The 13801-nt window shown below is 66.1% G+C and carries 11 protein-coding genes and 1 tRNA gene; 3 read left to right on the top strand and 9 right to left on the bottom strand.

The genetic code is table 11. The features are described 5' to 3' along the window. Positions 1 to 122: 122 nt before the first annotated feature. The 5 genes from thrB to argS are packed head-to-tail and all read right to left on the bottom strand — an operon-like array spanning position 123 to position 6553. Positions 123 to 1067 carry a homoserine kinase gene (thrB, locus tag G6N43_RS10870; RefSeq protein ID WP_083157165.1) on the bottom strand — a complete coding sequence of 315 codons (945 nt, stop codon included), beginning with the start codon at positions 1065 to 1067 and terminating at the stop codon, positions 123 to 125. Positions 1068 to 1078: 11 nt separating this feature from the next. Then, on the bottom strand, positions 1079 to 2161 hold the full coding sequence (gene thrC, locus G6N43_RS10865) for a threonine synthase (protein WP_083157166.1): 1083 nt from the start codon (positions 2159 to 2161) through the stop codon (positions 1079 to 1081). Then, positions 2158 to 3483 (bottom strand): homoserine dehydrogenase, encoded by a 1326-nt coding sequence (locus tag G6N43_RS10860; protein ID WP_083157167.1) that lies wholly within the window; start codon positions 3481 to 3483, stop codon positions 2158 to 2160. Before G6N43_RS10860 ends, thrC begins: the two co-directional genes overlap by 4 nt. A 2-nt stretch (positions 3484 to 3485) precedes the next feature. Beyond that, positions 3486 to 4904, bottom strand: coding sequence for a diaminopimelate decarboxylase (gene lysA / locus G6N43_RS10855; protein ID WP_083157168.1), 1419 nt, complete (start codon positions 4902 to 4904; stop codon positions 3486 to 3488). Continuing rightward, positions 4901 to 6553, bottom strand: coding sequence for an arginine--tRNA ligase (gene argS, locus G6N43_RS10850; RefSeq protein ID WP_083157169.1), 1653 nt, complete (start codon positions 6551 to 6553; stop codon positions 4901 to 4903). The genes lysA and argS overlap by 4 nt, the downstream gene beginning before the upstream one ends. A 104-nt stretch (positions 6554 to 6657) precedes the next feature. Here argS and G6N43_RS10845 point away from each other — a divergent pair. Beyond that, positions 6658 to 6733: transfer RNA gene (locus G6N43_RS10845), tRNA-Arg, on the top strand. Positions 6734 to 6736: 3 nt separating this feature from the next. Here G6N43_RS10845 and G6N43_RS10840 read toward each other — a convergent pair. Then, positions 6737 to 8692 (bottom strand): M48 family metallopeptidase, encoded by a 1956-nt coding sequence (locus G6N43_RS10840; RefSeq protein ID WP_083157170.1) that lies wholly within the window; start codon positions 8690 to 8692, stop codon positions 6737 to 6739. A 13-nt stretch (positions 8693 to 8705) separates the two neighbouring features. Next, a complete protein-coding gene (locus G6N43_RS10835; RefSeq protein WP_179967993.1) occupies positions 8706 to 9329 on the bottom strand; it encodes a LemA family protein in 624 nt (207 codons plus the stop codon). Positions 9330 to 9625: 296 nt separating this feature from the next. Between G6N43_RS10835 and G6N43_RS10830 the strand changes: the two genes are divergently transcribed. Further along, on the top strand, positions 9626 to 10198 hold the full coding sequence (locus G6N43_RS10830) for a cysteine hydrolase family protein (protein WP_275990162.1): 573 nt from the start codon (positions 9626 to 9628) through the stop codon (positions 10196 to 10198). A gap of 233 nt (positions 10199 to 10431) precedes the next feature. After that, on the top strand, positions 10432 to 10803 hold the full coding sequence (locus G6N43_RS10825) for a hypothetical protein (protein ID WP_234810298.1): 372 nt from the start codon (positions 10432 to 10434) through the stop codon (positions 10801 to 10803). An 18-nt stretch (positions 10804 to 10821) separates the two neighbouring features. On the opposite strand, the gene G6N43_RS10820 is transcribed toward G6N43_RS10825, so the two are convergent. Together G6N43_RS10820 and G6N43_RS10815 are read right to left on the bottom strand one after the other, a co-directional pair. Continuing rightward, positions 10822 to 12912 (bottom strand): hypothetical protein, encoded by a 2091-nt coding sequence (locus G6N43_RS10820; RefSeq protein WP_083157173.1) that lies wholly within the window; start codon positions 12910 to 12912, stop codon positions 10822 to 10824. Positions 12913 to 13117: 205 nt separating this feature from the next. Then, complete coding sequence (locus G6N43_RS10815) at positions 13118 to 13747, bottom strand: MarC family protein (protein ID WP_083157174.1); 630 nt, start codon at positions 13745 to 13747, stop codon at positions 13118 to 13120. Positions 13748 to 13801 lie beyond the last annotated feature (54 nt).

Here is a 13801-nt window from a genome sequence, read left to right as displayed (position 1 = left end):
GTCGGCGCAGGCAGAGACGCTGCAATTGCTGGACGAGAGCGAGAATAACCCGCTTCCGTGCTGGAAGCAAGAATCCCGCTGGTTCGCATGTGACTCCTGTTGCTGATGCTTCCCAGCTCAGGTCAACTGCGAGCGGTCACACCCGACGTCCACCGGACGCCCTCGCCGACCGCCATCTCGCTGACGGTGAACCCGTGCGCGGTGCCGTACTCCAAGGCTGCTGCAGGCAACTCCGCTTGCGGACTCAACGCGATGACCGCAGGTCCGGCACCGGATAGCACCGCTGCCACCCCACAACGCCGAAGGAGCTGCAGATATTCCGCGGAGCGGGGCATCGCGGCGGCCCGCTGCGGCTGGTGCAGGACGTCCTCGGTGGCCTCCATCAGCAGGTCAGGCCGCTGGGTCAGCGCCACCACGAGCAATGCGGCCCGACTCAGGTTGAACCGGGCATCGGTGTGACTGACCTCCTCCGGCAGCAGCACGCGCGTCTCGGCGGTCGACGAGCGCTCCTGCGGGATGCCGGGGAACAGGTGGATGTCGGGATGCAGCCGGATGGGCACCGCCGAATAGCGCGGCAGGACCCCTTCGTGTTCGGTCCACGACACCACTGCGCCACCGAGGACGGCGGCCGACGCGTTGTCGGGATGGCCTTCGAACTCGCTTGCCAGCTGGATCAGTTCGGCGTCGGTGCGCGGTTTCGAACCCACCTGCGTCACAAGGCCGTTGACAATCGCCAGGCCTCCGACGACCGCCGCAGCCGATGACCCCAGGCCGCGCGAGTGCGGAATGTCGTTGCAGCAGTGCACTTTCAGGCCGGGGACCTGGACACCTGCGGTCAGCAGGCCGTGCTCGATCGCGCGGACGACCAGATGAGTCGAGTCCAGCGGAACCTGGCCGGCACCTTCGCCCTCCACCTCAACAACGAGGCCGGATTCGATGGTCTCCACAACGATTTCGTCGTACAGACTCAGCGCGAGGCCGAGGCTGTCGAATCCCGGACCGAGGTTGGCGCTGGACGCCGCTACGACGGCACGGGCCGTCAACCCGACCGGCAGAGTCTGTGTCACAAGCCCACCCGCTAGACCAGGCCCAGCTTTTCGGCCACAGCGGACGGGTCGACGGGCAGCGGCGTGACCGTCGGCATCCCCTTCAGCGCCGTATCGGGGTCCTTGAGTCCGTTGCCCGTCACCGTGCACACCACGGTCGATCCCTTGGCAATCCAGCCGTCCTCGATCGACTTGAGCAGTCCGGCGATGCTGGCCGCCGAGGCGGGCTCGACGAAGACGCCCTCGGTGCGGGCCACCAGGTGATACGCGGCGAGGATCTCCTCGTCGGTCGCGGCGATGAAGCGGCCGTCCGACTGTTGTTGCGCCTCGACGGCGGTGGTCCACGACGCCGGCGAGCCGATCCGGATCGCCGTCGCGATCGTCTCGGGTTCGGTCACCGGTTCACCGAGCACGAGCGGCGCGGCACCCGCGGCCTGGGTGCCGAGCATGCGCGGCAACCGGTCCGACAGTCCGTCCCGGTGGTACTCCTTGTAGCCCTTCCAATAGGCCGTGATGTTGCCCGCGTTCCCCACCGGCAGCGAATGCACGTCGGGAGCGGTACCGAGGGCGTCGACGATCTCGAAAGCGGCGGTCTTCTGCCCCTCGATGCGGAACGGGTTGACCGAGTTGACGAGCGACACCGTCGAGTAGTCGGCGGTGAGTTTTCGTGCCAGTTCCAGGCAGTCGTCGAAGTTGCCGTCGATCTGGATGATCTGCGCACCGTGCATGACGGCCTGGGCCAGCTTGCCCATCGCGATCTTGCCCTGCGGTATGAGCACCGCGCAGGTGATACCCGCCCGGGCCGCGTAGGCGGCCGCCGACGCTGAGGTGTTGCCGGTGGACGCGCAAAGTACAGCCTGCTGGCCGCGGGCGACGGCCTCGGTCACGGCCATCGTCATACCCCGGTCCTTGAACGAACCCGTCGGGTTGAGACCTTCGACCTTCAGATGCACAGTGCAGCCGGTGTATTCGGACAGCCGCGGTGCGGGTACCAGCGGGGTGCCGCCCTCGCGCAGCGTGATCGGGGTCCAGTCGTCCTCGACCGGAAGCCGATCGCGATAGGCGGCGATCAGCCCGGGCCAGGGTTGATGAATCGCCTTAGAAGGGGCGCTCATTCGGTGGTTCCTTCCAGGCGAAGCACGCTGTTGATGCCCTCGACGACGTCGAGATCCGCCAGCGCCTCAACGGTCTCGGAGAGTGCGGCGTCGGTGGCCTGGTGTGTGACGACCACGATGCGTGCTCCGCACCGCTGGCCGCCCTCGTCCACCATGCCTTCCTGACGCACCTCGGCGATGCTCACCTCGCGCTTGCCGAATTCGGCTGCCACTGAGGACAACACGCCCGGCCGGTCGGCGACGTTCATGCTCACGTAGTACCGAGTAGGGATGAACCCGATGGGCGCGACCGGCAGCTTGGCGTACTTGGACTCGCGCGGTCCGCGTCCACCCTGCACCCGGTTGCGTGCGGCCATCACCAGGTCGCCCATGACTGCGGAGGCGGTCGGTGCGCCGCCTGCGCCCTGGCCGTAGAACATCAGCCGTCCCGCGGCCTCGGCCTCGACGACGACGGCGTTGAACGCACCGTTGACCGATGCGAGCGGATGGCCGAGAGGGACCAGCGCGGGATAAACGCGAGCCGAAACTCGTTCCAGCCCTTCGTCAGTCGTGATCCGTTCGCAGATCGCCAGCAGCTTGATGGTGCAGCCGAGTGCGCGTGCGGAGGCGAAATCCGCCGAGGTGACCTTCGTAATGCCTTCGCGGTACACGTCGTCCGCGGTCACCCGGGTGTGGAAGGCGATCGAGGCGAGGATGGCGGCCTTGGCCGCCGCGTCGTATCCCTCGACGTCGGCGGTCGGGTCGGCTTCGGCGTAACCCAGCGCGCTCGCGTCGGCCAGCGCCGAGGCGTAATCAGCGCCCGTGCTGTCCATTTCGGAGAGGATGTAGTTCGTCGTTCCGTTGACGATGCCCGCGACCCTGATCACGGTGTCACCGGCAAGCGACTGGGTCAGCGGTCGGATGACCGGGATCGCGCCGGCCACGGCCGCCTCGAAATACAGGTCGACGTGGGCGTGTTCGGCGGCCTGCGCCAATTCCCCGGTGGAGACGGCCATCAGTGCCTTGTTGGCGGTGACGACCGACTTGCCCTGCTCCAGCGCGGACAGAATCGCCTTGCGCGCAGGTTCGACCGGCCCCATCAGCTCGACAACGATGTCGACGTCGTCACGCGACACGAGCTCGTCGATGTTGTCGGTCAACATGTCGACGGGCACGCCACGGTCGTCGGCCACGCGGCGCACCCCGATGCCACGCAGCACCAGAGGCGCGCCGATCCGCGCCGCCAGGTCCTCCGCGCTCTCCTCGATGATGCGGACCACCTGGCTGCCCACGTTCCCGAAGCCCAGGACCGCTACGCCGATTGGCTTCTCGTCGGTGCTCATGGCTACCTCACTTCCAGACTGAGTAGATCGTCGACCGTCTCCCGGCGCAGGATCAGGCGGGCCTGCCCGTCGCGCACGGCCACCACGGCGGGACGGCCGACGAGGTTGTAACGGCTCGACATGGAATAGCAATAGGCGCCCGTCGCTGCGACCCCCAGCAGGTCGCCGGGCTTGATGTCGTCGGGGACCCAGGTGTCACGCACCACGATATCGCCGCTTTCGCAGTGCTTTCCGACGATACGTCCCAGCGTCGAGGAACCCTCGCTGGCCCGCGAGACGAGGCGGACGTCGTACTCCGCGCCGTACAGCGATGTGCGGATGTTGTCGCTCATCCCGCCATCGACGCTGACGTAGCGCCGATGCGCGGTCGGGCTCACCGCAACGTCTTTGACGGTACCGACCTCATACAGCGTGATGGTGCCGGGCCCGGCGATCGCACGGCCCGGCTCGACCACGAGCTTCGGTGCGGGCAGTCCGACCGCCGCCGACTCGTCGCGGACGATCGCGCTGAGCTTGGCGGCGAGATCCTGCACCGGCGGCGGATCATCCTGTGGCAGATAGGAGATGCCGAGTCCGCCGCCGAGGTCGACGATGGACATCTGCGACGTCTTCTCCACGCCGAATTCGGCGACGACGTCGCGCAGCAGGCCGATCACCCGGTGCGCGGCGATCTCGAAGCCTGCGACGTCGAAGATCTGCGATCCGATGTGGCTGTGCAGGCCGACCAGGCGCAGATGATCGGTGGCGAACACGCGGCGCACCGCGGCCATCGCGGCTCCGCTGGCGAGCGAGAGGCCGAACTTCTGGTCTTCGTGTGCGGTCGAGATGAATTCGTGCGTGTGCGCCTCGACCCCGACGGTGACGCGAACGAGAACATCCTGGACGACGCCTGCCGCACCGGCGATCTCGTCGAGGCGTTCGATCTCCGTCATCGAGTCCAGCACCACGTGCTCGATGCCCGCCTTGACGGCGACGGTCAGTTCCTCAACGGATTTATTGTTGCCGTGCAACGCGATCCGTTCCGCCGGGAAGCCCGCGTGCAGTGCGACCGCCATCTCGCCGCCGGTCGCCACATCCAGCGACAGACCCTCGTCGGCGACCCAGCGAGCCACCTCGGTGCACATGAACGCCTTCGCCGCGTACCGCACGTACTCACCGCCGCCGAAAGCCGCGGCGATCTCGCGGCAGCGCGAGCGGAAGTCGTCTTCGTCGATCACGAAGACCGGCGTGCCGAACTCGGCGGCGATGTCGGTGATCGCCACTCCCCCGATCGACACCACACCATCATCACCGCGAACGGTGCTGCGGGGCCATACATTTGGCGCGAGCCGCAATACCTCGTCTGCAGACAGCGGACGGGGTGGCGCACCACCGTGGTGGATCTCTTCGGCGTGCCGGGGCCCGGCGGGGTGCGCGATCACATCCGCTCCGGAGCGGTGACGCCGAGGATGCCCAGGCCGTTGGCGATCGCCTGGCGCGTCGCTTCGCACAGTGCCAGGCGTGCGGAGTGCAGTTTGTTCGGCTCTTCGTCGCCCTGCGGCAGCACGCGGCAGGAGTCGTAGAAGCGATGGTAGTCGCCCGCGAGATCCTCGAGGTAGCGCGAAACGCGGTGTGGTTCGCGAAGCGCCGCAGCGGTTTTCAGCACGCGGGGGAACTCGCCGATGTTGCGGATCAGCGCGCCCTCCTTCTCGTGCGTCAGCAGGTCGAGGTGATCGGTGCTGGCGGTGATGCCCAACTCAGCGGCGTTGCGGGCGAGCGCGGACAGCCGTGCGTGCGCGTATTGCACGTAATAGACCGGGTTTTCGTTCGAGGCAGACGACCACAAGGCCAGGTCGATGTCGATCGGGGTGTCCACCGAGGACCGGATCAACGAGTACCGTGCGGCGTCGACACCGATGGCCTCGACGAGGTCATCGAGCGTGATCACTGTGCCGGCACGCTTGCTCATCCGCACGGGCTGGCCGTCGCGCACCAGGTTCACCATCTGACCGATCAGCACCTCGACGGTGGCGGGGTCCTCACCGAGGGACGAGGCGATCGCCTTGAGGCGGGCGATGTAGCCGTGATGGTCGGCGCCGAGCATGTAGATGCACAGATCGAAGCCACGCTCGCGCTTGTCGAGGTAGTACGCGATATCGGCGGCGACGTATGCGGGCGCGCCGTCGCTCTTGATCACGACACGGTCTTTGTCGTCGCCGAAGTCGGTGGTGCGCAACCAGACTGCGCCATCCTTTTCGTAGACCTTGCCGGCGTCGCGCAGCCTGGCGATCGCCTGCTCGACCCTGCCCGAGGTGTGCATCGAGTCTTCGTGGGTGTAGACGTCGAAGTCGGTGCCGAACTCGTGCAGCGATGACTTGATATGCGCGAACATCAGGTCGACGCCGATGGAGCGGAACGTCTCCCGCATCTCGTCGTCGGGCAGGCTCAGTACGTCCGGCTCTTTGGCGAGCACCTGGGCGGCAATGTCTTTGATGTAGTCCCCGGCGTAGCCGTCGTCGGGCGTCGGCTCGCCCTTCGCCGCCGCGATCAGCGAGTTCGAGAACCGGTCGATCTGGGCGCCGTGGTCGTTGAAGTAGTACTCGCGCACCACGTTGGCGCCCTGCGTCGAGAGCAGCCGACCGAGTGCGTCGCCGACGGCCGCCCAGCGGGTACCGCCGATGTGGATGGGCCCGGTCGGGTTGGCGGAGACGAATTCGAGGTTGATGTTCTGACCCTTGAGCACGTCCGAGTGCCCGTAGTTCTCGCCAGCGTCGAGGACATTGTTGACGATCACCGCCTGGGCGGAGGCATCGATGCGCAGGTTGACGAACCCCGGGCCTGCGACGTCGGCCTCGGCGATACCGTCGACCTGCGCGAGCGCGTCGGCTAGCCAACCGGCCAGTTCACGCGGGTTCGCTCCGACCTTCTTGCCCAGTTGAAGGGCCAGGTTGGTGGCGTAGTCCCCGTGGTCGGGGTTACGCGGACGCTCAACGGTGACCGTGGCGGGAAGGGCTGAGGTGTCGAGGCCATGCTCGGACAGCACCGCGGTAGCGGTGGTCTTGAGCAGCTCTGCCAGGTCGGCGGGGGTCACGAGGGTCCATCCTATGGTCTGACATGGTCAGGCCCCGAATCCGTTTCCATTCACGTCGATGAGTTAGGCTGTCCACGCCCATCGGCGCAGCGTCACCCGTATGCGCCCCCGTAGCTCAGGGGATAGAGCGTCTGCCTCCGGAGCAGAAGGCCGCAGGTTCGAATCCTGCCGGGGGCACCATTTTCACCCCAGCAATGCAGGCAGCGGAACGTGCATCAATCCGCAAGCTGCTCGTAGCAGTTCGGCCTCCGCCGCCGTCACGGCGCCGTCGTCGAGGACTGACATCACCATCGCCTCCACGAGTGCCTGCTTGGCCTTCGGTTCCAATGCGTCCAATGCGGCCCAGCCGTCGTCAAGCGTCTTTTGCCAGCTGAGGCGACGCGGATTGTGAGCCGTCGCCGCATCGCCGTACAGGCGTCGCAGCGCACCATGAAGTGCTCGCGTTGCCGAGTCCTGGTCGCCGCCGCTCGCCGCCGCGAGCGTCGCCAAGAGGGTCGTCACCACCGGGCGCGCGTCCCTCAGCGAGCCGTGGCCGACCTTGCTGCGACGAGAGGGGTCGGCGGCGTCCTGCAGGTAGTTCCACACCAGGCGGGTGACGCAGTACTCGAAAATGGTCACCGAGCCGTCGGCGACGGCGAGATCGTCCAGTACCGCGACCAGCCGGTCCTGATAGTCGCGCGGATGCGCGGCCAATTGCGGGAGTGCGATGCCGACGAAGGGCAGTCGAAGCTCGTGCGGCAGCTTCGCCGTCCGGTCGGCGAGTGCGGCCGCCTCTCGCGACGCGGCCGGGCCGAGGCGCTGAGCGACCGACTCGAGCTGGCGCACCCGGAGCGGCTCAGCGGCAGGCGCGAGAAGCAGCGCGATCACAGCAATCGGGGCGGTGGTCGGCTGGGTTGCCAGTAGTCGAACGTCGTCAGGCAATCGCGCGTGCAGGGCGGCGCCGTAGCTCAGGTCGGCGGGGGTGAATGTGCCCGCGCGGGCGACGACCTGTTCGGGGCTGGTCACCTGTCTGCCGGACGTGGCGACCGACGGCTCCTGGGTGGGGAGTGCGCGGCCGGCCGCCGTTCCGGCGGGCGCAAATCCGGCGGCGAAGTCCTCGGCCAGCCCGTCGGGCGGCTGCTGCGCATAGCGCTGTTGCAGCTCCGCGATCTCACGTGGGTCGAAGCTGGGGTTGAGCGCCTTCACGCGGTCCACCAACGGTGGATGCGTCGCGAACAGCGAGGCGAACGACCGCCGTGCCCCCTCTCCGAACAGCATGTGACTGACCTCAGCCGCGCTGCGGGAGTCGCTGAGCCGCGAACCGGTCGGAACGCCACCGATCTTCTTCAGCGCGCCCTCGAGCCCGTCGGTCTGCCGGGTGAACTGCACCGCAGACGCGTCGGCCAGCCACTCGCGCTGTCGCGACACCGCAGCCTTGATCACGTTCGCGAAGAACACACCGATGAACCCGAGGACCATCAGCGCGAACGCAAACGCCAAAACGGGTAGCGCTCCCTTGCTGTCGCTGCCGCGACCGCCGAACTGCAGCGCCCGCAGTCCGATCATGCCGATCAACAGAATTCCGGCGAGCAGACCGATGAGTCGGATGTTCAGCCGCATGTCGCCGTTGAGGATGTGGCTGAACTCGTGTCCGATCACCCCCTGCAACTCGTCGCGGTTGAGCTGGGCGAGCGCTCCTGCGGTCACCGCAATCGCCGCGTCAGCAGGAGTGAATCCCGCTGCGAACGCGTTGATGCCCTGCTCGCGCGGCATGACGAACAATCGCGGTGCCGGCACGCCTGAGGCCAGCGCCATCTCCTCGACGATGTTGACGAGCCTGCGGAGCTGCGGATCGGATGTGGTCGGGTCGACGGGTACGGCACCGACCGCGGCGGCGACCGCTGCTCCTCCCTGCCGCAGCGACAGCGTCTTGAAGAGCATGCCGCCGGCGATGACCAACAGCGTGACCGCGGTGACTACAAGGACGACAGCGACAATGGCTGAAGCGTCGACCTCATTGTGGTCCGAAGCGAGGTAGAGCATCGCGACCACAGCGGCGCCGTCGATGGCGGCGACCAACGCCACCACGGCAGCGGCGAAGAGGAACACCAGTTTGAGCGTGGTGCCCCTGGCCGCCCGCTGGCGGTCGAAGAAGTTCATGACCGTTGGTCGGTCAGAACTGAACCTTCGGGGCGTCCCGCATCTCCGGGCGCTCCGGCGGGATCTCCAAAAGCGCCGCGGGTGCGAAGTTGAAAATGCCCGCATACAACGTGCCCGGGAAGGTCTCCCGCTTGTTGTTGTAGTTCATCACCGAGTCGTTGTACGCCTGCCGGGCGAACGCGACCCTGTTCTCCGTGGAGGTCAGCTCTTCGGAGAGCTGCATCATGGTCTGGCTCGCCTTCAAGTCGGGATACTGCTCGACGACCACATTGAGCCTGCTCAGCGCTCCTTCCAACGCCTGCTGCCCAGCGGCCAACTGCTGCATCGCGGCCGGGTCGCCCGGATTGGCTTGCGCGGCCGCGAGGCCGTTCATCGCGGCGCCGCGTGCCGCCACAACCGCCTCGAGAGTCTGGCGTTCGTGCGCCATATACGTCTTGGCGGTTTCGACCAGGTTGGGGATCAGCTCGAAACGGCGCCGCAACTGGACGTCGATCTGCGCGAAGGCGTTCTTGTACGCGTTGCGCGCGCGGACCAGACCGTTGTAACCAACGATCACGAAAACCACGAGCAGCACGACTATTACGACGATGACAATGATGCCGATGAAGAGCCCCACGGCGTTATACCTCCAGGTCATGCCTGCAAAGTGGTGCGGTGGGCGGAAGCTTAGCCGCTCGCCGTGCCCGTCGCGCCATTTCTCGACGGCGCAGAAAATCGAGCGACCGGTTGTTCATCGCGGCTGTGCCGGACGCAATCCTTTTCGGCGCCGTAGTCCCGGCTGTCGGAGAAATCTCTGAATCGCCATTTGTCAACGGTGATTCGGCGATGCCGGACCACCCCGCACCACCTGCGAGTAAGACAAGCGCTTTGAACCGAACACGACTGCCTGACAGTAGGCTGCGAACCGTGACTGCTCCCCAAACTCTGCGCGCGATGTCGGGCCTTCCGCTGGCCCCGGTCAGCCTGGACGATTCGACGCTTGTCCTGATCGACTGCCAGAACACCTACACGCAGGGGGTCATGGAACTCGAGGGCGTCCAGGCGGCACTCGACGAAGCGGCGGTGCTGCTGGATCGTGCCCGGAGGGCGGGAACGCCCGTCATTCACATCCAACACGACGATGGCCCCGGCTCGCTCTATGACGTGGAAGGCGAGAGCGGCGCGATCGTGGCACAAGTGGCACCACGCGACGGCGAGCGGGTGGTCATCAAGAACTATCCGAACGCGTTCGTGGAGACCGACCTTGACGAAATCCTCAAGGCCGCCAACGCGTCCAACCTCGTGCTCGCCGGATTCATGACGCACATGTGCGTGAATTCCACGGCGCGTGGGGCTTTCAACCTCGGCTACTCGCCTACGGTTGTCGCCAGCGCGACCGCGACGCGCGCATTGCCCGGTGTCGGAGGTCAGACGGTGCCTGCGAACGTCTTGCAGTCAGCAAGCCTGGCCGCGCTGTCGGATCTATTCGCGGTGGTCGTCGCTGACAGCGCCGCGATACCCGGCTGAAATCGATCGCAAAACCCGAGACTTCACCGACACATCGCGATCCAGTCGGCGCCGTCGCAATAAGATGGGTGCCGACTGCACGCTTATTCCCGACCCTTCTCGGGCGATGCGTGCAACAAGCGTGCACTCGAAACAATCTCCGCCGCATGCCGACGCGACCTCGGCGAGCGGTGCTGTGCGGTCAGAACTTTGTAATCTGCTCGATTCACCCGCGATCGCCGGATAATGATCTGGTGCGCGCCGAAACTGCCGGCGATGGACGCCTGAAAGCCTTCGTCGTCGCCGCCTGCGTGATCGGTGCGATTGCCGCTTTCAGCCTGTCCGTCTGGACGTATATGGCCGTATCCATGTTCGGTTTTCCCGATGGCTACGTCACCGACTATCAAAAAGCAGCAGACTCACCTCTGACGGTGATCGCATGGGCGGAGGCCGGTCTCGGCCTACTGTTCCTGGCGCTCGCATTCTCGCCGATCAGTACCCGAGTGCGCACAATCGCCTGGCTTGCCACATTCATTGCATTGGTGCTCGTCATCGCCGCGGGACAGGCCGGAGTCCCTTGGTATTTCGGAACACACCTCGGACTCGACAACGGAATCGGAGGCTGACCAGACTAGGTCCTGAGCTCAGCCCCCGAGACCGCCCTTGCCGATCTTGCTCAGGCTGCCGACCGCACCGCTGACGGCGCCGCTGACCTTGTCGGTGACTGACTTGACCGTCCCACTAACCGTGTCCGTGACCTTCTTCGGAGCGTTCTGGACCGTCGAGCGCAGCCCGCCCGGCGCAGTCGACCCTGAACTGCCGGTCGCGGTGCGGGTGCTGTCCACCACGGACTGCACTGGGTTGCCGGTGCCGGTAACGACATTCAGCCGAGGACGGTTCCGTGGTTGCGAGACGTTCGGCACATCGAGGTCGTCGACGAGGCCTGTCACGGCGGGCAGCGGCGCACTCGGAACGGCCGGCGCCGACACCGGCAAAACGTTGTCGACAACCTCGGGGACCGACGGCGTCGGGAGTGGTAGGTCGGACCCGTTCGGTATCTCTGGAGGCGGAATCGTCTTGGCCACTTTCGCCAGCTCCGCGTTCAGCGCGACCACATTGCGAGCGATCTCGGCGGCAGCTGGGCCGAACGCGCCGTCAAGCGCTTTGGTGATTTGAGGCAGATTCGCCGTCGCGGTGGCGAGCACCGGGTTCACGGTAGACGTGAGGGCACCGGTGTCCACGATGGACGTGACTGCCGCGGTGTCGACGGCCGGCAACGCCACGGGCGGCAGCCCGAGGGCTGGCAGCGGCAGTCCAAGGGACGCAAGGACACTCGTCACCTGCGCGGGCGACACTGGCACAGGAACGGCCACTCGCGGAACGGCCAATCGCGTAGGAACAACGCGTGCCACAGATTGGAACGGCTGTGCGGTGCGGAACTGTACGGGCGGCACGGCGCTGAGGCCGAATACCGACGGTCCGACATATCCCACTCCGTTGGGACCGGCGCTGACAGCGCCGAGCGAGTACAACACCGGAATGACGCCGACGGACGTGAGGAACAGTCCGAGCGTGGTCCCGCTGTTGTAGTAGACGCCGTTGGGTCCGAGCGAGAATGCCGCACCGGAATTGATGCGCGAATAGGTGACGAGCACCGGCGGGGCCACGAGCGCAGCGGCAGGGCTAACCACGATCGGCATCGCGAGCGCACCGAACGACGCGATGCCGAACGGCAGGTTTGTGCCGTACGCGGCGAGAGGAACCGCAACCATCGTCTCGGATGCGCGGTTGATGGGGACGGGCGGGGTGGCGCGGAGAGGGACTCCCGGGAGAGCGGGGAGAGGAACGCTGGGGACCCCCGCGACAGGAAGAAGAGCCAAGGCCCCGACGGGTCCTATCACGACGATCGGCGCGGCTGCCAGGAAGCCGAGCGAATAGCCCAGCGCGTGGTAGGAACCGGAACCGGCCGGTATCCAGGCGGTCACCGAGGGGGTGTTTACGACCTTGTCCAAGGGAGCCAACGTGTCCTTGACAAGTTTCTGCACCTCGGGAGGCGTATCCGGGAGGGACAGGCCGCCGACCGTGAGCCGATCCAGGAGTCTGGGAACCAGCACGGACGCGGTCTGGGCCGGCAACTGGATGAACGTGTTGCCGATCGCCGTCTTTCCGTCGGCCCGGAAGAGCGGCCAGTTGAAGGTCGTCTCGAAGGTCGTCTGAGTCGCGGTCAGACCGAGAGCATCAAGTACGCCTTCGACCGTCGGGATTCCGACGAGGGGGCCGCCGAGTACCGGGGTCGAGTTCAGGGCGTGGAGTTTTTCGATCGCGTCGGAGACGGTCGAGAGCGGTACCAGGACCGTCCCGGCGGTCGTTTCCAGCTGGTCGGTTACGCCCGGGACGGGGAGAAGTGTGTGGGCGGTTGTCGCAGCGACGGTGACGACCGCTTCCCTGGTGATACCGGGGACAACATTCCCTTCGGCCGCGGCGGCCGATGCATTGACAAGGCCGTCGTAAGTGGTCAGATCGTTGCGGGTGGTGTGGGCTGTGAATGTCGGCAGCCAACCGCCTGACATACCTGCGATCGGATTCCAAAACGCCGCAGCCATACCTCCGTAGGTGCCCGCGAGTATCAGGCCGCTGTCCATCGCCCTCGACGAGTTGGTAACGAACTGCGTGTACGGGCCGGTGGCCGCGGTGAGCGCCACATCCGCGGTGACCGGGGGCGTGGGGGCAGCCATTGCGACCGTCAGGGCCGACGCCGTTACAGCGGCGGCACCCACAATCGTGATCTTTGAAGAAGAACGTCCTACGGTCCGGCACTTACCAGTCATCTTTGACCAGTCCCTTCAGGCCCCCGAATCACCGTACTACTACGGGCGGGACAATTACCAAGATCGTCAATTGGGCGCCGCCTACCCGATGATGCGGGTTCCTAAACACGTCCTACATAAAAAAGTTCTTGAGGCCGCCGAGGAACATCTGAAATCCCAGCGTGGCCAGGAGTAAGCCGCCGATGCGGGCCATGATCGCGACGGCACCCGGCTTCAGCCGCGCCAGCAGGCCGCCCATGTAGCAGTAGAAGAGAAACGTCACCAGCGCGACGCTCGCGATGGCGATGGCCATCGCGACGAGCCCCGACGTGGACGTGTTCTGCGAGCCGAAGGCGATCGTCGTCGCGATGGCGCCGGGGCCGGCGATGAGCGGGATCGACAACGGCATGAGCAGCCCGTCGCCCTCCTCAGGGCCTTCCTTTCGCTCGTCCTCACCCTGGGCCTTCGACGCGCCGCCGCCGTACAGCATCTCGAATCCCATCGAGGCGATCACCAGACCTCCGACCGCGCCGAATACGTGGAGGTTGATGCCCATCGCCTCGAGCAGTTCCTTGCCGGCCAAGGCGGCCACCGCCAGGATGACCGAGACGTAGACCGTCACCTTGAGGGCGGCACCGACGCGACTTTGAGGCCGGTCGGTCAGCACCTGGTTGAAGAACAACAGTTTCACCGGATCGAACGGCGCGGTGATGACGAGCAGACCGATCGTCACCCGGAGTACGAAGTCGACGTCGATCTGCATGAAGGGATACTAAGCGCTACGGCCGCGAACTGATCTTGTTCCGGGAGGGCTGCT

It is taken from the genome of Mycolicibacterium moriokaense (genome assembly GCF_010726085.1).
In the GTDB taxonomy this organism is placed as follows: Bacteria; Actinomycetota; Actinomycetes; order Mycobacteriales; family Mycobacteriaceae; genus Mycobacterium; species Mycobacterium moriokaense.
This window is presented reverse-complemented; position numbering and strand designations above follow the sequence as displayed.

Bases quoted from the DNA above. Each gene is read 5' to 3' on its own strand.
- thrC (WP_083157166.1), bottom strand. From the start codon at position 2,161: ATGAGCGCCCCTTCTAAGGCGATTCATCAACCCTGGCCCGGGCTGATC.
- G6N43_RS10860 (WP_083157167.1), bottom strand. From the start codon at position 3,483: ATGAGCACCGACGAGAAGCCAATCGGCGTAGCGGTCCTGGGCTTCGGG.
- G6N43_RS10840 (WP_083157170.1), bottom strand. From the start codon at position 8,692: ATGAACTTCTTCGACCGCCAGCGGGCGGCCAGGGGCACCACGCTCAAA.
- G6N43_RS10835 (WP_179967993.1), bottom strand. From the start codon at position 9,329: ATGACCTGGAGGTATAACGCCGTGGGGCTCTTCATCGGCATCATTGTC.
- G6N43_RS10830 (WP_275990162.1), top strand. From the start codon at position 9,626: ATGTCGGGCCTTCCGCTGGCCCCGGTCAGCCTGGACGATTCGACGCTT.
- G6N43_RS10820 (WP_083157173.1), bottom strand. From the start codon at position 12,912: ATGGCTGCCCCCACGCCCCCGGTCACCGCGGATGTGGCGCTCACCGCG.
- G6N43_RS10815 (WP_083157174.1), bottom strand. From the start codon at position 13,747: ATGCAGATCGACGTCGACTTCGTACTCCGGGTGACGATCGGTCTGCTC.